General features: G+C 67.5%; 15 protein-coding genes and 3 pseudogenes. 9 read left to right on the forward strand and 9 right to left on the reverse strand.

Going from position 1 to position 18,013, the window contains the following annotated elements:
• The 5 genes from AB0K15_RS43015 to AB0K15_RS43035 all read left to right on the forward strand — a co-directional run.
• Positions 1-2,732: Pls/PosA family non-ribosomal peptide synthetase (locus tag AB0K15_RS43015; RefSeq protein WP_364065325.1), on the forward strand; the 2,732-nt coding region annotated here is incomplete at its 5' end.
• 324 nt (positions 2,733-3,056) lie between these two features.
• Complete coding sequence (locus AB0K15_RS43020) at positions 3,057-4,058, forward strand: TauD/TfdA family dioxygenase (protein ID WP_364065330.1); 1,002 nt, start codon at positions 3,057-3,059, stop codon at positions 4,056-4,058.
• A gap of 186 nt (positions 4,059-4,244) precedes the next feature.
• Positions 4,245-5,840 carry an acyl-CoA ligase (AMP-forming), exosortase A system-associated gene (locus AB0K15_RS43025; protein WP_364065336.1) on the forward strand — a complete coding sequence of 532 codons (1,596 nt, stop codon included), beginning with the start codon at positions 4,245-4,247 and terminating at the stop codon, positions 5,838-5,840.
• On the forward strand, positions 5,837-6,121 hold the full coding sequence (locus AB0K15_RS43030) for a hypothetical protein (RefSeq protein ID WP_364065342.1): 285 nt from the start codon (positions 5,837-5,839) through the stop codon (positions 6,119-6,121). The genes AB0K15_RS43025 and AB0K15_RS43030 overlap by 4 nt, the downstream gene beginning before the upstream one ends.
• Positions 6,122-6,170: 49 nt before the next feature.
• The gene (locus AB0K15_RS43035) at positions 6,171-6,467 is read left to right on the forward strand and encodes a phosphopantetheine-binding protein (RefSeq protein WP_364065346.1); all 297 of its coding nucleotides are present in this window, start codon (positions 6,171-6,173) and stop codon (positions 6,465-6,467) included.
• Positions 6,468-6,604: 137 nt separating this feature from the next.
• Here AB0K15_RS43035 and AB0K15_RS43040 read toward each other — a convergent pair whose 3' ends face one another.
• From AB0K15_RS43040 to AB0K15_RS43070, 7 genes and pseudogenes are all read right to left on the reverse strand, one after another.
• Positions 6,605-7,672: an HAD-IC family P-type ATPase gene (locus AB0K15_RS43040; RefSeq protein ID WP_364065352.1), complete on the reverse strand. Its 1,068-nt coding sequence runs from the start codon at positions 7,670-7,672 to the stop codon at positions 6,605-6,607.
• Positions 7,629-7,919 carry a hypothetical protein gene (locus tag AB0K15_RS43045; RefSeq protein WP_364065513.1) on the reverse strand — a complete coding sequence of 97 codons (291 nt, stop codon included), beginning with the start codon at positions 7,917-7,919 and terminating at the stop codon, positions 7,629-7,631. The genes AB0K15_RS43040 and AB0K15_RS43045 overlap by 44 nt, the downstream gene beginning before the upstream one ends.
• An 87-nt stretch (positions 7,920-8,006) precedes the next feature.
• Positions 8,007-8,069, reverse strand: a pseudogene (locus AB0K15_RS43050) (hypothetical protein); the annotation flags it as partial.
• A gap of 425 nt (positions 8,070-8,494) precedes the next feature.
• Positions 8,495-8,866, reverse strand: a pseudogene (locus AB0K15_RS43055) (hypothetical protein); the annotation flags it as partial.
• Positions 8,796-9,302 carry a cation-transporting P-type ATPase gene (locus AB0K15_RS43060; protein ID WP_364065360.1) on the reverse strand — a complete coding sequence of 169 codons (507 nt, stop codon included), beginning with the start codon at positions 9,300-9,302 and terminating at the stop codon, positions 8,796-8,798. The gene AB0K15_RS43060 and the pseudogene AB0K15_RS43055, both read right to left, overlap by 71 nt.
• A 102-nt stretch (positions 9,303-9,404) precedes the next feature.
• Positions 9,405-10,406 carry an ornithine carbamoyltransferase gene (gene argF, locus AB0K15_RS43065; RefSeq protein ID WP_364065367.1) on the reverse strand — a complete coding sequence of 334 codons (1,002 nt, stop codon included), beginning with the start codon at positions 10,404-10,406 and terminating at the stop codon, positions 9,405-9,407.
• Between the two features lie 16 nt (positions 10,407-10,422).
• The gene (locus AB0K15_RS43070) at positions 10,423-11,643 is read right to left on the reverse strand and encodes an arginine deiminase (protein ID WP_364065375.1); all 1,221 of its coding nucleotides are present in this window, start codon (positions 11,641-11,643) and stop codon (positions 10,423-10,425) included.
• A gap of 397 nt (positions 11,644-12,040) precedes the next feature.
• Here AB0K15_RS43070 and AB0K15_RS43075 point away from each other — a divergent pair.
• The 4 genes and pseudogenes from AB0K15_RS43075 to AB0K15_RS43090 form a co-directional block, all read left to right on the forward strand.
• Positions 12,041-12,652 (forward strand): annotated as a pseudogene (locus tag AB0K15_RS43075) (amino acid permease); the annotation flags it as partial.
• 14 nt (positions 12,653-12,666) lie between these two features.
• Positions 12,667-13,338 carry an amino acid permease gene (locus AB0K15_RS43080; protein WP_364065507.1) on the forward strand — a complete coding sequence of 224 codons (672 nt, stop codon included), beginning with the start codon at positions 12,667-12,669 and terminating at the stop codon, positions 13,336-13,338.
• Between the two features lie 19 nt (positions 13,339-13,357).
• Positions 13,358-14,320: a carbamate kinase gene (gene arcC / locus AB0K15_RS43085; protein ID WP_364065380.1), complete on the forward strand. Its 963-nt coding sequence runs from the start codon at positions 13,358-13,360 to the stop codon at positions 14,318-14,320.
• 1 nt (position 14,321) lies between these two features.
• Positions 14,322-15,674 carry an APC family permease gene (locus AB0K15_RS43090; protein ID WP_364065388.1) on the forward strand — a complete coding sequence of 451 codons (1,353 nt, stop codon included), beginning with the start codon at positions 14,322-14,324 and terminating at the stop codon, positions 15,672-15,674.
• Between the two features lie 711 nt (positions 15,675-16,385).
• Here AB0K15_RS43090 and AB0K15_RS43095 read toward each other — a convergent pair.
• The gene (locus AB0K15_RS43095) at positions 16,386-16,961 is read right to left on the reverse strand and encodes a DUF302 domain-containing protein (RefSeq protein ID WP_364065391.1); all 576 of its coding nucleotides are present in this window, start codon (positions 16,959-16,961) and stop codon (positions 16,386-16,388) included.
• Positions 16,962-17,039: 78 nt separating this feature from the next.
• Entirely contained in the window at positions 17,040-17,879 is an 840-nt protein-coding gene (locus AB0K15_RS43100) for an alpha/beta hydrolase (protein WP_364065394.1), read from the reverse strand.
• Positions 17,880-18,013: the final 134 nt, after the last annotated feature.

The raw sequence follows: 18,013 nt of genomic DNA on the forward strand, positions 1-18,013 counted from the left end.
ACCTCGCCGAAATCCTCGGCACCGATGTACCGATCGACAGCCACTTCTTCGACGACCTCGGCGCCGACTCCATGGTCATGGCCCGCTTCTGCGCACGAGTACGCAAACGACCCGACCTACCCTCGGTGTCGATGCCCGACATCTACAAACACCCAACCATTCGGACTCTCGCGGCGGCCCTCGGCAACACCACAGCCGCACCTGGCTCGCAGCCGACAACCACGCTCGCCGAACGCGAGCGAAATTTCGCCGAGGTGCTCGCCGAAATCCTCGGCACCGATGTACCGATCGACAGCCACTTCTTCGACGACCTCGGCGCCGACTCCATGGTCATGGCCCGCTTCTGCGCACGCGTACGCAAACGACCCGACCTCCCGGCGGTGTCGATTCAGGACATCTACAAACACCCGACCATCCGGAGTCTCGCGGCGAATCCGGACAACACCGATACCGTCCCCACTCCTGCCCCGCGGCCCGCAACTCCGGCGGCTCCCACCGAGCCGCCGAAGCAGGCACGCCACGGTGATCGTGTCCTCTGCGGGGCGTTGCAGCTCCTGGTCCTCCTCGGCTACCCCGCCCTCACCGCGGCCGTCTGGGTGACGGGCTTCCACTGGATCTCGACGAGCCCGAACCTGGTCGAGGTCTACCTTCGATCGGTCGCGTTCGGCGCCGCGATGTTCCTCGGCCTGTGCGCTCTTCCGATCCTCGCCAAGTGGGTGCTCGTCGGCCGATGGAAGCCTCAGGAGATCCGCGTCTGGAGCATGGCGTACGTCCGCTTCTGGCTCGTCAAAACGCTGATCCAGCGGAACCCGATGGTGCTGTTCGTCGGGTCACCGCTCTACTCGCTCTACCTGAGGGCACTGGGCGCGAAGATCGGGCGCGGCGCCGTCATCTTCTCCAGGAACCTGCCCGTGTGCACCGACCTGCTCAGCATCGGCGACGGCGCGGTGATCCGGAAGGACTCGTTCTTCAACGGCTACCGAGCCCACGATGGTGTCATCCGGACGGGTGCGGTGAGCATCGGCAAGGGCGCGCTCGTCGGCGAGGCGACGGTGCTCGACATCTCGACCTCGCTGGGTGACGGGGCCCAGCTCGGACACTCGTCTGCTCTGCACGTGGGTCAGGCAATACCCAGTGGGGAACGCTGGGCCGGCGCGCCTGCCCAGCGGGCCGAAAAGAGCAACCAGATGGCGGTCTCAGCGCGCGACGTGGGCACAGGACGACGGGTGGTCTTCTCGGCCGTGCAGCTGGGGAACCTGCTCCTACTGGGTCTGCCGCTGACGTTCGGCATCGCGGACCTCGCGATCCCTCAGCTCCCGGAGTTCGGCCCCCTGCTGGATTCGGCACCGGTGTCCCTCACGAGCTGGACGTTCTACGCTGACGCGCTGGTCATCTCCGCCGTGGTCTTCTTCGGCGCCGTGCTCGTCGGCCTCGTGCTTGTGGGAGCCGTTCCGCGCGTGCTGAACCTTTTCATCAAGCCGGACAAGGTCTATCCGCTGTACGGATTCCGCTACTGGGTCCATCGCGCGATCGCCCGCACGACCAACATCAGGTTCTTCACGACCCTCTTCGGCGGAACTTCCTACATCATCTACTACCTGCGTTGGTTGGGCTACAGCCTTCGCGGGGTGCGGCAAACCGGCTCCAACTTCGGCGAGATGGTCAAGCAAGACACCCCATTCCTCAGCGCGGCCGGCAGCGGAACGATGGTCGCGGACGGGCTGTCCATCATCAACGCCGATTTCTCGAGCACCTCCTTCCGCCTGTCCCAGGCGTCGATCGGGCCGGACAACTTCCTGGGAAACATGATCGCCTACCCTCCGCAGAGCAAAGCGGGCGACAACTGCCTCCTCGCGACGAAGGTCATGGTTCCCCTCGACGGACAGGTGCGGGAAGGCGTCGGCTTGCTCGGCGCGCCCAGCTTCGAGATCCCACGATCGGTCAAGCGCGACAGGGAGCTCGACGTGAGCAGCGAAGACGAGCTGCGCCGCGGCCTCCGGGCCAAGACCGTCTACAACACCATCAGCATGGCACTGTTCCTGCTGGTGCGCTGGACCTTCTTCGTGTCCGTCACCGTGGTCTACCTGGCTGCTATCAACCTCTTGCACTTCCTCGGTTCGCTCGCACTCGCGGTCGCACTGGCCACCGCACTGGTCATCGTTTTCACGGTCGCCTACAACGTCGTGGTCGACCGGCTGTTCAGGCCGCTGCAGGCCTTGGTGCCGCAGGGTTGCTCGATCTACGAGCGCGCCTTCTGGCGGCACGAACGCTTTTGGAAAGTGACTTCCCTGACCTTTGTCCTCGCGTTCAACGGCACGCCGCTCAAGAACGTGATCTGGCGGCTGCTGGGTATGCGAGTCGGCCGCCGGGTCTTCGACGACGGCCTCCGCGTGCCTGAGCGGAGTTTCACCACGATCGGCGAGAACTGCACCCTCAATGCGGACACCATCGTCCAGTGCCACTCACAGGAGGACGGCGGGTTCAAGTCGGACCGCATCGCGATCGGCGCCGGCTGCACCCTCGGTGTCGGCGCGTTCGTCCACTATGGCGTGACGACGGGCGCCGGCGCGGTGCTCGCCACCAGTTCCTTCCTCATGAAGGGCGAGGAAATGCCACCGAACGCGCTGTGGGGCGGAAACCCCGCCACGGAGATGCGCGAGCGACCCGGCGATCCGCAGGTCCGAGAGACCAGCGATGACAACGGCACCGCCGCACTCGTCCGCGGCGGCTGACCAGGCAAACGTGGAATGTGGAGATGATTCGGTGGACAGACAAGCGGGGTGAGACCGGCCGGGCGTTCTTGCGTGCTGTCCTGCTGCGGGCGGCCGACCGCGATCCCGGGGTGGGCGGCCGACTCGACACCGGACGTCGCCGAGCACACCGCGACCCCTCGATGACGACCTCTCGGCAGCGCCGCGCCGGCCGGCTCCGCCGCTGCACCGGGTCTGGCCGAACACACGAAGGTGCAGTCGCAGGGCGTCTTTAAAGGACATCGCCGAGCCACCACGCGCGAACTGCTGAAGTCGTCCTCTGGTCGGAACCGAAGGGAGATCGAGATGTCGTCATCATCATTGCTGCTGGACGTGGATCTGCAGCCCGGCAGGGTGCCGATGCTGCGAGCCGAGGCCACCGGCGACGGACCGAATTGGGCGGCCGGGCACCGCGACGCCTTGCGCGCCGTCGTCGCCGAGCACGGTGCGGTCCTGGTCCGCGGTCTCGGGCTGCGCGACGCGGTCGAGGTCACCGCGGTGTTCCATGGGCTGGCCACCGCGGCCCTGATGACCGAGCGGGAGGCGTTCGCGGAGCGGCAGACCTACGCAGAGGGCGTGTACTCGTCGTCGAAGTGGCCACCGAACCAGCCGATGTGCATGCACCACGAACTGAGCTACCGGCTCGAGTTTCCCGGCCGGATGCTGTTCGCGTGCCTCTCCGCGCCCGCCAAGGGCGGGGCGACCGGTGTGGCGGACTCGACGGCCGTGCTCGACGCACTGCCCGGTGACCTCGTCGAACGGCTCGAGAGCGAGGGCTGGACGCTCGTCCGCAACTACAACGACGAGATCGGCGCGACGCTCGCCAAGGCGTTCGGCACCGAGGACCGTGGCGCGGTCGAGAGCTACTGCCGCGCCAATGCCATCGAGTTCGAGTGGCAGCCCGATGGCGGGCTGCGCACGTGGCAGCGCCGTAGCGCGGTGGTGCGGCACCCGGTCACCGGCCGGCGATGCTGGTTCAACCAGATCGCCTTCCTCAACGAGTGGACCCTCGACCCCGAGGTGCGCGAGTTCCTGGTCGACACCTACGGCATCGACGGGCTGCCGTTCACCACCCGCTTCGGCGGCGGCGACCCGATAGGCGAGGACGTCGTGCAGCTGCTCAACGAGGTGTACGAGGCCAAAACCATGCGGGAGCCCTGGCAGGCAGGCGATCTGATGCTCGTCGACAACATCCGCAGCGCACACAGCAGGGAGCCCTTCACCGGACCGCGCGAAGTCCTGGTCGGCATGGCGGACCCGGTTCGCCTGGCCGACTGCTCGCCGACCGTCGAGGTCGACGTCGGATGACCACGTCACCCGTGCGGCTGTTCGCGGTCATCTCCGGTGCCCAGGTGCAGCGCGCGCAGGCGTGGCGCGAGCATCGGCCCGGCGGCTTTCGTGGCCTCCCGAATCGAGGGGTCTGATGCGCAACGAGTTGCTGCCGGCGTCCGGGCGATCCGGGTCCCTGTCCTGGAACGGAAAGGAACCTCCGAGATGATCATGCGGTTGCCGGACCTCGTTGCCAGACCCGCCCAACGTGCCCCCGGCGCGCCCGCCCTGACGGCGCGAACGACCACGATCTCCTACGCGGAGCTGGACGAGCGGACGGAGCGAGCCGCCGCCGGCCTGCGCGACCTGGGCCTCGATGGTGGTGAGCGCGTCGCGGTCTTCCTGGACAAGAGGATCGAGACCGTCGTGGCGCTGTTCGCCTGCTCGCGGGCCGGTGGCGTGTTCATCCCGGTGAATCCCGTGCTGCGGCCCAGGCAAGTGAGGCACATTCTCGACGACTGCGCCGCGCGGATACTGGTGACGTCGACTGATCGGCTGCGGGCCCTGCGCGCCGAGCTCGCCGCGTGCAAGTCTCTCTCCCACGTCCTCGCGTTGGGCGACTCGCCTGGCGAGGACAAAGAAGCCCCTTACCGCGTGCATTCCTGGTCAGAGGTCGCCGAGCGCGCGCCCCAGGCGGGATGTCCTCCAACGGGTGGCGTGGACACGGATGTGGCCGCGATCCTCTACACGTCGGGCAGCACCGGAGCCCCGAAGGGCGTCGTGCTGTCGCACCGCAACCTGGTCGTCGGCGCGGAGAGTGTCAGCACTTACCTGAACAACACGGCAGAGGACCGCATCCTGGCAGTTCTCCCGCTGAGCTTCGACGCCGGACTGAGCCAACTGACGACCGGCTTTTGCGTGGGTGCCAACGTGGTGCTTGCCGACTACCTGCTGCCGGGAGAGGTCGTCCGGCTGTGCGCGGAGCACCACATCAGCGGGCTGGTCGGTGTACCGCCGCTGTGGATCCAGCTCGCGGCCCAGACGTGGCCACCCGAGGCCGCTGCCAGGATGCGCTACTTCGCGAACACTGGCGGACGCCTCCCGCGCGTCACTCTGCAGCGACTGCGAGCGATCTTCCCGGCTGCCGCGCCGTACCTGATGTACGGCCTCACAGAGGCGTTCCGCTCCACCTACCTGGATCCGCGGGAAGTCGACCGGCGACCGGATTCGATCGGCCAGGCCATCCCGAATGCGGAGATCCTCGTAGTCCGGGAGGACGGCGGCCTGTGCGGTCCGGGTGAGCCGGGTGAGCTCGTACACCGAGGTCCGCTCGTCAGTTTGGGCTATTGGAATGACGCGCGGCGGACGGCCGAGCGGTTCCGGCCGCCGCCGAACCGTCCAGCCGAGCTGTGTACGCCCGAGCTGGCAGTCTGGTCCGGCGACGTCGTCGTCCGCGACGAGGAGGGCTTCCTGTACTTCGTCGGACGGCGTGACGACATGATCAAGACATCGGGGTATCGGGTCAGCCCCCAAGAGATCGAGGAAGTGGCCTACGAGACCGGGCTGGTCCACGATGCCGTCGCACTCGGCCTCGAGGACGAGGCGCTCGGCCACCGGGTCGTCCTCGTCGTGACCCCCCGCGATCCCGCCGGCTTCGATCCGGCCGCGGTGACCGCGCGCTTGCGGCAGCAACTGCCCGGCTACATGGTGCCCGCCGAGGTGATGGTCCGCAGCGCCCTGCCCCAATCGCCGAACGGCAAGTTCGACCGGGCGGTACTTCGCCACCAGCTCGCCGCCGCGCACCGTCAGGAGCCCGCATGACCACCATTGCCCACGCGCGCACGACCAGCCCGTTCGAAATCGCCAACGGCATCCTCCGCATCCTCGGCCACCCCGTCGGGCCGCTCCCTGAGCGCACCGGCGCCACCCACCGCAAGGAGTCGCGTGGCCACACCTTCCTCATCGACGGCGGCCACCGCCAGTGGGCTGCCTTCCGGAACTTCGGGCAGGTCATCCGCAAGCCGAGTGGCGGCCTTTCCGGCCGGCGCCTCCGGACGACGCCTCCGGCGTTTCTCGGCCATCCGACACCGAGGGAGCCGTAGGTGTAGATCGCACGCCGACAGGCCCGTACGACCGATGAGGAGAGTCCAGATGAATCGCCCGCCAGATACCTCGCAAGCACTTTTCGAGGACGTCAAGTCCGTCGTGGTGGTAACGCTCGACATCGAGGACCAAGCCGCCGGCCTCGGACCGGAGACGGGACTGTACGGCAATCTTCCCGAGCTCGATTCGCTCACCGTCGTCAAGCTCATCGTAGCCATGCGGAAACGATTCGGGATCGAGATAAACATCGACGAGATCGCCTGTGAAATCTTCGACACACTCGGACGGCTCGCGGCGTTCGTGGAATCCAAGGTGTACTTGGAGCCGTTCGGCGGAGTCAAGTAGAACGAAGACGCACCTTCGTCGTCGGCTTCGCCATGGACCTGCTCTCCTCGTGACCACCCACCGTCGCCACCAGAACACCTCACGCAGCCACGCGCTTACCGTCAGCACCACGTCGGAAGCCTCGACCTGACGGCCGGTCATCGAGACCCCGGGATCGCGCGAACCGGGGCTACCGCGTGCTGGGTGTCGATCGTGGCTGGAATCGTTGCGTGCCTTCGGCGAATCCACTTCGCACTCTCGATGACGAGGGGGAGTGCCAGGGCCAGGGCGATGCAGGCCAGCCACTCCCGGCCGGTCAGATGTTGAGTCAGCAGGCTGCTCTGCAGGAACCCGACCTCTGTGGCGGTGATGATGAGAATGACGGGGATGGCTGCGATCGCCAGGACGTCGAGGATCGGTGGCGTGAGGCCGCTCGCGGGGTCGCGGCGGTTGGTCAGCGCGTTGAACACGGTGCCGAGGCCCATCACGACGAAGGTCATCGTCATCGACGCGCTCGGGCGGTCCGGGCTTGGCTCGTCCGGGCCGGCGACGAGCGGGATGAACGCCGCGGCGAACATGACCGCGGCGTAGAGCACCCAGTAGGTGACCGCGGACCGGTTGGTCATCGGGACCTTCGAGTCGCGCGGAGGACGGTGCATGGCATCGGGGTCGCCGAGGTCGACGGCGATCATCACGACGCCGGCCACGGTGACGAAGAACAGCAAGTAGAGGATCATCGGCGGGGTGAGCGCGACGCCGCTGTTGACGTTGAACGCGGTGGCGGCGACGAACAGCAGCACCAGCGAGAGCAGCTGTGCCATCTGGTACCGGACGTAAGCGACCACCTTCTCGTAGACCCGGCGGCCGATCTCGACCGCGTGGACAAGCGTGCCGAAGTTGTCGTCGGTCAGGATCATGCGCGCGGCCTGTTTCGAGACCTCGCTGCCGCTGCTTATCGCGACGCCGATGTCGGCCTGCTTCAACGCTGCGGCGTCGTTGACCGCGTCGCCGGTCATCGCGACGACAAGGCCTTGGCGCTGCATCACGCGGGCGAGCCGTAGCTTGTCCTGCGGTGAGACGCGGCCGAACACGTGCAGCTGCGGCAGCCGCGCGATCAGGTCCTCATCGGAGAGCGCCTGCAGCTCGCGGCCGCTGATCGCGCCCGGGCCGAGGTGTAGTTGTTCACCGATGGCCCCGGCGGTGACGGCGTGGTCGCCGGTGATCATGCGGACGTCGATGCCGGCCGGCGAGCGCCGTGCCGACCGCGTCCTTGGCCTCCGCGCGCAGCGGGTCGATGATGCCGGCCATGCCGACGAACGAGAGCTCGGTGGTCAACGACATCGGTTCGGTGGTCATCGCGGCCAGCTCCTCGGCGTCGACGCTTCGAGCGGCGAACGCCAGTACCCGCAATCCTTTCTCTCCCATGCGCTCGTTCGCGGCTTCGATGCCGGCTTGCGCCTGCGCGATGGGCACCTGTGACCCGCTCAGCGGGCCGCCCGCCTCACTGCAGCGGGCCAGCACGATGTCCGGCGCTCCCTTGACGAGCTCGATGACCCGTTCCTGCCCGTCCAGGTCGAAGCGATGGAAGGTGGCCATGAACTTGTAGTCGGAGTCGAACGGCACCTCGGCCAGCCGCGGGTAGGCCCGGCGGCTTCCTCCGCGTTCACCCCGAGCTTGGCGGCGAGCACGACCAGCGCTGCCTCGGTCGGGTCGCCGACCACGCTACCGTCGTCGCCGACCGTGGCGTCGCTGTCCAGCACGAGGCCGAGCCCGACCCGGCTGAAGTCAGGCACGCTCGCGCCGGCAATCGACGTGATCGCCCCGGACTTGCGGTATCCCTCGCCCTCCACCGCGAACCACGTACCTCCGGCGTAGAGGCTCGACACCATCATCTCGTTCATGGTGAGGGTGCCGGTCTTATCCGTGCTGATGGCGCTCGTCGACCCGAGGGTTTCGACGTCGGTGAGGTTCTTGACGATCGCCTTCGCCTGGGCGAGCTGCTTGGCTCCGTGCGACAGCAACGCGGACACGAAGGCCGGCATCCCCGTCGGGATCGCGGAGATGGCCATCGCGGTTCCCAGCAACAGCACATCACTCAGGCCCAGGCCGCGGACGGCGCCGACGACGACGATGAACGCCACCGCGGTCCACGCGATGATGCTGAGGACCTTGGTCAGCGACCCGAGTTCCTTCTGCAGCGGTGAGCGGGTGCGGGTGACGGAGGTCAACATCTCCGCGATCCGGCCCATCTCGGTCCGCATGCCGGTCTCGGTGGCGACCAGTGCCGCCGTGCCTCTCGTCACGGACGTGTTCTGGAACAGCATGTTCGACCGGTCTCCGATCGCCACGTCATCGCCTGCGAGCAAGCCGACGCCCTTGGGCACGGGTGCGCTCTCGCCCGTCAGCGCGGCCTCCTGCACCTACGAGCGTCGCCGACCGGACGATCCGCCCGTCGACCGGGACGACGTCGCCGGCTTCGAGCTGGACGAGGTCTCCCGGCACCAGGTCTGCGGCCGGGATCGCGGCGACCTCGCCGTCGCTGGTCACCTTCGCCTGCGGCACCTGCATGTTTCTCAACGCGTCGACGCTGGCCCGGGCCTTGAGCTCCTGGCGGGCGCCGAGCACGACGTTGAGGACAACGAGGAACGCCACGATGATCGACGTCGAGACCTCGCCGATGAGAATGGTCACCACCACGACGGCGACGAGCATGAGATTCATCGGGTCGCGAAGCTGTGCCAGCGCCACCATCCACACCGACGCCGGCTTCTCGCGGACAATCTGATTCGGTCCGTACCGCTCGAGCCGTGCCGCCACCTCGGCAGGGGCCAGGCCACGTGTGGCGTCGCTGTCCATCGCGGCGACCACACTGCCCGCGTCCGGTGCGAACCACTTTCCCACCGGGCCGGGGTCGTGCTCGGTGGGAGTGCCTGTCCCGCTGACCATCGTCCCCGCTTCTCAGCCCAGGGTGGCGACAAGGATGGCCTTGATGGTGTGCAACCGGTTCTCGGCCTGGTCGAAGACGATGCTCGCAGCCGAGTCGAACACCTCCCCCGTCACCTCGAGTCCGGACGTCATGCCGGTGTGCTCCATGATCTCCTGTCCGACGATCGTGTTCGTGTCGTGGAATGCGGGCAGGCAGTGCATGAATTTGACCGAGGGATTTCCCGACTTGTCCAGCAGCGTCGTGTTCACCTGGTACGGGGTGAGCATCCGGACCCGGTCCGCCCAGACGTCCTTCGCTTCCCCCATCGACACCCAGACGTCGGTGTGGATGAAGTCCACTCCGGACACCGCGTTCGCGGCGTCATCGGTCACGGTGATTCGCGCGCCGGTGCGCCGGGCGATCTCGCGCGCGACGTCGACAACATCCTGCGGTGGGTGCAGCTCCTCGGGACCTGCGAGCCGCACGTCGCTTCCCATCAGCGCGCCCATGACGAGCAGCGACCGGCCCATGTTGAAGCGGCAGTCACCCACGTAGGCATAGGCGAGCGAGTCGTAAGGTTTGCTGCTGGACTCGTGCATGGTGAGGAAGTCGGCCAGCATCTGGGTGGGATGCCACTCGGCGGTCAATCCGTTGTAGACCGGCACACCGGCGTGTGCGGCCAGCTCCTCCACCTCGACTTGCGCACTGCCCCGGAACTCGATCGCGTCATACATGCGCCCGAGCACTGCCGCGGTGTCCGCAATGGACTCCTTGTGGCCCAGCTGCGACCCGGACGGATCAAGGTAGGTCACGTGAGCGCCCTGGTCGAAAGCCGCGACCTCGAACGACGAGCGGGTACGCGTCGACGTCTTCTCGAAGATGAGCGCGATCTCCTTTCCGTCCAGTCTTTTGACCTCGGTGCCGGCGTATTTCGCCGACTTCAGCGCATCGGCGAGCCGCAACAGGAAACGTAGCTCGATCGGGTTGAAGTCGATCTCCTTGAGGAAGCTGCGACCGTGCAGGTTGAAGGCCATCAGGTACTCCTGAAAGTCAGAACGCGGCGTCACGTTCGATCGGGCAGGTCATGCAGTGCGAGCCGCCGCGACCGCGGCCGAGCTCGAAGCCCTCGATCGTGATCACCTCGATGCCGGCCTTGCGCAAAGCGGTGTTCGTGCCCGTGTTGCGCTCGTAGGCGACGACGACACCGGGTTCGAGGGCGACGACGTTGTTGCCGTCGTCCCATTGCTCACGCTCGGCGCCGAACTCGTCCCCGCCGGTCTCGATCACGTGCATCCTCGGCACGCCGAGCGCGCGGGCCATCAGGTCGGGCAGCGTGCCCTGTTGTTCCTCGACGACCAGATCGTCGGCCGACTCGCCCGGCCGGATCGACCACGTGCGCGCGCCGCTGACCACCTGCGGGAACATTGTGACCACGTCGCGGTTGCACATCGTGATGACGGTGTCGAGATGCATGTAGCTGCGCGACTTCGGCAGGTGTACCGCGAGCACCTGTTTCGCCGACCCGTTGCGGAACAGCGACCGGGCGATCCAGAGCACCGCCTGCGGCGTGGTGCGCTCTCCCATGCCGATCATCACGGACCCGTTGCCGATCGGCTGCACGTCGCCGCCCTCGACGTGCGCGCGGCCCCAGTTCTCGTCGACGCCCCCGAGCCAGACCGGGAAGCGTTCCGCGGCGAACAGCGGATGGAACCGGTAGATCATCTCCATGATCATCGTTTCCGGTTTGCGCGCGGGTTTGGTCATCGGGTTGATCGTGACGCCGTCGTAGATCCAGCACGACGGGTCCCGCTGAAACAGGAAGTTCGGCAGCGGCGGCAGGAGCATGGTGGCGGGGTTCGCGGACTCCCACTCGAGCCCGACGTCCCGCTCGACGTCGGCCCTGGTGATCCCGCCGATCAGGAACTCGGTTACGAGGGCCGGGTCGGCGGTCTGCACCCAGGCGTGGGCACGCTGTGCCGCGGTGATGCCGATCTCACGCTCGTTGAGAATGTGCTCGGTCGCCCAGTCCTTGACTTCGGGCTTGACCAAGGTCTCCGCGAGCAAATGCTCGACGTGGAAGACCTCGACGCCGCGATCGCGCATCACCTCGCAGAAGGTGTCGTGCTCGGACTTGGCCTTGCTGACCCAGATCACGTCGTCGAAGAGCAGTTCCTCCGCGTTCGACGGCGTGAGCCGCCGATGTTCCAGACCCGGGCGGTGGACCATGACCTTGCGAAGTTTTCCGACCTCCGAATGCACGCCGAGCGCCATGGCCGCCTCCACTGGACGAGTGGGCTGTCTGCGAGCAGTCGACACGCAAGCACGGGGCGCGCCGTCACCCGCTGGGGGTGAACACCTTTCGGGAAGGCAACTGTCGGTTGACGGACACTGACGCTACGTCACCCCGTCGAAACGACCGGTGAACGATGAGCGAACTACAGCAAAGTCGGACGGCCGCGGCCGTCTCGAACCCGCCGGCCCAGGTCTCCCGGCCAGGGGTGCGCGACGTCGGCCGGTGTCCAGGTCACCCTCTTCGGGTGACCTCCTGCCAAGGCGAGCGACAACACTGAGGCTCTACGGCAAGGCTGGGGCGGTCGCGACGACTCCAACCGCCGGCGAGTGCTCGGCGCACCCCGACGAGTCTCGTCTCGGACTCCGGAGGTGAGTCATGTCAGGTTCGGTCGGCAATCGCACGGACGCCGAGCAACCCGACGGTGAGAAAACCGACAGAGGGCAAGCGCACCGTTTCGGCCTCACATCGGCGACCGCGCTCATCGTCGGCACCATCATCGGCGTCGGTGTCTTCAACCTGCCGACGTCACTGGCGACCGACGGCTCGATCAGCCTCGTGTCCATGGCCCTCACGACACTCGGCGCGCTCGCTCTCGCCTTGTTGTTCGCCGCGCTGTCGCGACAGCTCCCGGCCGACGGCGGGCCGTACGCGTACGCGCGGGTCGTGTTCGGCAACCCGCTCGGTTCCACCAACGCTCGGTCCTACTGGATCACCTCATGGGCCGGCAACGCAGCCATCGCAGTCGGCTGGGTGCTCTACGTCGAGCACTTCGTCAACACCGGCCACAACGCGTTCTTCGCGGTGCTACTGGTCCTCATAGGACTGTGGATCCCGGTGGCAATCAACCTGTCCGGGGTGAAGAACATGGGCACTGTCCAGGTTGCGACCACGGTGGTGAAGTTCGTCGCGCCGGCCTTCATGTCCACGGTCGGGCTGGTCTTCATCAGCACCGCGAACTACACGCCCTGGAACGTCAGCGGGGAGAGCACCTGGGGGGGGCGATCGGCGGCGGGATGGCCATCGCGCTGTTCGGCTACCTCGGCGTCGAGACCGCCGCCGTCGCCGCGGCGAAAGTGCGCGACCCCGACAAGAACATCCCGCGCGCCACGATCCTGGGACCGCGGGCGACCGCGGTCGTCTACCTGCTTTCGCCCATCGCTGTGTTCGGCATCCTGCCCACCACGGCGTCGGCAGAGGCGACCGCACCGTTCTCCGACGCTGCCAACACCGTGTTCGGCGGCACCTGGGCCGGCAGCGTCATGGCCGTCGCCGTCATCATCTCCGGATTCGGGGCGCTCAACGGATGGACCATGATCTGCGCCGAGATCCGCTCGCCGCCGCGAAGGACTGCCTATTCCCCGAGCGCTTCAACCGAATCCGGCATCACCGCCGCGATCCCTCACGCCTTCTCCTCCCTTGCCCAGCTGAAATGGCGGCCGGCGGACCGGCGCGCGCTCGAAGGTCGCCGGTTCGTCAGGGACGTGACCGTCGCGGTGGTCTCGCTCGTGTTCTCGACCCTGCGCATCTGGTACTCGCGCAATACCGGGCAGCCGTTCTGGCTCTACTGGGCGCCATTCATCCTCGCGGCTGCCGCGCTGCTGCCCGGCGACCCGGTGTACCGGTCACAGCGGCACCGCATGAACGAACCGGCACAGGTTCCCGCTTACCGATGAGTCCGAAGTGGAGGCTGGCATGCGAATAGTGGTCGCACTCGGCGGGAATGCGTTGCTTCAGCGGTCGGACCCGATGACCATCGAGGTGCAGCGGCGCAACGTTCGGATCGCCGCGGAGGCAATCGCCCCGCTGACCGCCGAGCACAGCGTCGTCGTCGTCCACGGCAACGGGCCACAGGTCGGACTGCTGGCGCTGCAGGCCGACGCGTACGAAGGCGCCGAGCCGTATCCCCTCGACGTCCTGGACGCGGGAACCCAGGGCATCATCGGCTATCTGATCCAGCAGGAGCTGCGCAACGTCCTGCCGGCCGAGCAGCCCGTGGTCACCGTCCTCACGATGATCACGGTCGACGAGGACGACCCGGCGTTCGCCGGCCCGACCAAGTTCGTCGGGCCGGTCTATTCGAAGGATGCGGTGGGTGAGCTGGCGGCGGAGAAGGGCTGGACGTTCCGTCAGGACGGCGCCGGCTGGCGGCGTGTCGTGCCCTCCCCCGAGCCGCGGCAGATCGTCGAGATCGAGCCGATCCGCTGGCTCATCGACCGGGGGAGCGTGGTCGTCTGCGCCGGCGGCGGCGGGATTCCCATGACGCGCGCCCTGGCCGGCCCGCTGTCCGGCGTCGAGGCCGTCATCGACAAGGATTTCGCGAGCGGACTGCTCGCCCAGGACATCGGCGCGGAGCTGTTCATCATGGCGACCGACGTGGAGGGAGTCTACCTCGACTTCGGTACGCCACAGCAGCGGAAGCTCGCCGACGTCACGCCCGAGGAACTGGCACGCCACCAGTTCCCGGCCGGGTCCATGGGGCCCAAGGTCGAGGCGGCGAACCGCTTCGCGACCAACACCGGTGGCCGGGCGGCAATCGGCTCGCTGGCCGAAATCGCAGACATCGTGGCCGGCGTCGCTGGCACGAACATCGCCACGCGCACCGGCATCCGCGTGGCAGCCACCGATCCCGCCACGCCCACTGTGGGAGGTGGCTGACATGACCGATACCTCACCGAATCGGAAGTACCTGACTGTCCGGCAAGCGTCGTTCATCGGCGTCGGTGCGATGGTCGGCGCCGGGATCTTCGCATTGCTCGGCGCGGCCGGAGAGGTGGCCGGCGCCGCGGTGTGGATCTCGTTCCTCATCGCGGGCGCGATCGCCGGGTTACAGGGCTACTCGTTCGCGAAGCTCGGGGCCCGCTACCCCTCGGGCGCGGGACTGTTCGAGTACCTCGCGCGCGGATTCGGCAACGGGCACCTCACCGGCGTCACCGCGTGGCTGACCTATGTGGCCAACGCCATCGTCACGGCGATGGTCGCGGTGTCCTTCGGCAGCTACGCGAGCGCCGCATTCACCGACATGGACCCCACCTGGACGAAGATCTTCGCCGCGCTCGTCCTGATCGTGATGACCGGAGTCAACATCGTCGGCTCGCAGCTCGTGGCCAAAGCGCAGACCGTCATCGTCTACGTCGTGCTCGGAATCCTCGTCCTGTTCTCCTTCGTCACACTGATCACCATCGACCCGTCGCTGCTGGCCCCGTCCGGCTACCCGCCGCTGGGCGACATCATCGCCAGTGTGGCGCTGACGTTCTTCGCCTTCCTCGGGTTCGGCATCATCACGTTCACGGCGAAGGACCTCCGTGAGCCGGCCCGGCAGCTCCCCCGCGCGATGTACCTCGCACTCGGCATCGCCACCGTCATCTACGTCGCGATCGCGCTCGGCGTGTTCGGCACCCTGCCCGTGGACGTCGTGATCTCCTCCGGCGGCACCGCGCTCGCGGTTGCGGCAGAGCCCGCACTCGGCCAGTTCGGCTACGTCCTCATGATCATCACCGCGCTGTTCGCGACGGCCGGCGCCACCAACGCCGGCCTCTATCCCGCAGTCGGCCTGTGCGACCAGCTCGCTGCGACCGGCCAGATGCCGCCGCTGATGAGCCACCGCGTCGGTGGCAAGGCCTCGGTCGGCCTGCTCATCGCAGCGGGGCTCAGCCTGATCCTGGCGATCGGCTTCGACCTCACCGCCATCGCCTCGATCGGCAGTGCCGTGGCTCTGCTGGTCTTCATGATGGCCACAGTCGCCCACTTCCGCGTCCGCGCCAACACGGGCGCGAGCCTGACCCTCCTCATTCTCGCCGTCCTCACCTGCGGCATCGCCCTCCTCGCGTTCCTGATCTCGACCGTCGTCAACGACCCCGCCTCAGTCGTCGCGATGCTCGTGATCATCATCCTCAGCGTGATCATGGACCTGTCGTGGAAGCGGGTCCGCGCAAACCGCGACGAGGCGGCCCCGCCCACCACGGCCCCACCTGATCGCGAACCTGGCGAAGCTCCGCCGTCCGAACCATGACGACGGCCGGTCACCGGCGCGCACGGACGGGACGCGGGGCCGATCGTCGTAGCGATGATCTTCCTGTGAGGTATCGCGTCCGCAGGCCCGAGTGCGACGGCAGTGCCACCACGTGCGCGCCGTCCCTCACGGTGTTGCCCGCGACGCCCACGACGCCGGACCACGCAACACAGTCCGGCACAGGCGAGCCCGAGAAGTCGGAAACACGACGACACCATCCAGCAGACGACGACACCACCGGCACCCGGGGACCAGCCGAAAAGGCCTTGTACGACGTCACTCGACACCATCCGGCAGACCAAGCCGCGAACTCTCAATCAGCAGGTTCGAGGTTCGAATCCCTGATGGCACACCCTCACTCTCCCAAGTTCGGATCACTTCCGGCCTGGGGATTTGTGCTTTGTGGAAGAGATTCTTCTGCTGGGTCACCGTCCACAGTGGTCTGTGGTGTGCCTGAGCTCTCGCGTTGTCGTCCGCGGGACGATCTTGGCGGGGGCGTCAGCCGTCGCGAGCGCCGAGCTCGCCGCCGGGCGGTGCCGGCGGCCGACGCGGCGAGACCTTCCGGCGAGGTCGTTTGGGGAGCCTTCGCAGAGCCCTCGCCTGTGCGCGCACGGCGCGAGGCCGTGCGCGCACGGTGCGGCGTCGGTCCGCGAGGGCGGCGAAATCGCCGAAGCCCGGGGCGCGAGGTCGTTGCGGATTGCTCGCTGATCGTCAGTGGCGGGGCGCGCCGGCGGTCAGTTCGGCCGGCACCGGCAGGCCGAGGTGGTCGAGAAGGTCGGCCAGTTCGGCGTCGAGCTCTCGCCCGACCTGCGCGATGCGCGGGTCGTCAAAGCTGTCGAATCGGGTGCTGGGCTGGTCGATCGTGAACCAGGTGCGATCGTCGTGGTCCACGTAGATCGCGGTGCGCAGTGGTGCGTAGAGCATCACCGACGGGTCGTGCTGGAACATGCGCTGGGCGAAGACGTGATTGCCCATAAGGTATTCCACGCACGGGCGCGATTCGGCGGCCAGTTTCATCAGAGAGTAGACATCGGTGCCCCAGTACCGGATGAAGCTGTGCGGGGCGTTTTCCTCGGTGGCCTGCCGGACGACGTCCCAACTGGCCTGTTCCTTCTTGAACTGCTCGTATCGGTCTGCCTCAAGGGCCGGTACCGCGCGTTCGTAGCTGTCTCGGAACTCCGAAAAGGTTGCCGTGACGGGGATGGTCAGGCGGATCACCTCGTGCGGGAAAGTCTGGATGGAGTGGGAATCGCTGGCGGACATGGCGTGCCGTCCTTCGATCGTCATGGCTGTTGCTCGAGTGAAGTCGGGGGAACCGGTGAGAGCGGCCACGGTGCCGATCGGCGACGGCACCGTGGCGACCCGTCAATCGCCGAGGAACTCCAGCACCTGCTGAACGAACAGCTCGTGGTACTGGAAGATCGCGCCGTGGCCCGCTTCCGGGTAGATGCTCAACGTGGCGTCGGGCAGCAGCCGCGCGAGGTTGAACGAGCTGATCGTCGGCACCAGGATGTCGTTGTCGCCGTTGACGACCAGGACGGGCTTGTCCACATCGGCCAGACCGGCGGGTGAGGTGCCCTGCTCCCATTTGGCGGCCGCGGTCAGCTGGGCACCGACCGTCTCGTCCGTCACGGACGTGTCGCGGTCCTCGGTCCGCTCGTCCAGGCGAGCGATGAACGCATCCGCGGCCGCCTGGCCGCGGGGCGTCGGCGAGAAGAAGAGATAGTGCTTGGGGTGCTTGCCTTCGGTGGCCGACTTACCGAACGCGCTCTGCAGCCCGGCGCCCCAGCCGGCAGGCCCTTCGTCACCGGCGGGCGAGGTGCCGGCCAGGACGATCCGCCGGACCAGATCGGGTCGCTGCTGGGCGACCGCCTGGGCCACCATGCCACCCAGGGAAAAGCCCAACAGATCGACCGTGTCCAGCCCGAGAGCCTCCAGGAAGGCCACCGCGTCGGCGGCCATCGCCTCGATGCTGTCGGGGGTGGTGCCGCCGGAGGCTCCGACGCCCCGGAGATCCACCGCGATGACGCGTCGCTCGGCCGCGAAGCCGTCGACCACGGCGGGGTCCCAGTCGTCCAGCACCGCGGTGATGTGGTTCAGCAGCACCAGCGGCACACCGGCGGCCGGACCCAGCTCGCGGTACGCGAACGGCGTGCCGCCGACGTCCACCGTCTCGCCCGGTGCTTGCACAAAACTCGCTGCCATGTCTTGCCTTTCCTGCGCGGTGATTCCGCGCTCGTCGAGGGGAATTCGCCTCTTGGCGCTCTTCGACAGCCTCGCCGGGATCGGCGGGGAGCCGCTTCCGTCGGAAAACCACCGCCGGGCAGCGCGAAACTGCG

Origin of the sequence: Amycolatopsis sp. NPDC049253 (assembly GCF_040678995.1) — a bacterium.
GTDB lineage: Bacteria > Actinomycetota > Actinomycetes > Mycobacteriales > Pseudonocardiaceae > Amycolatopsis.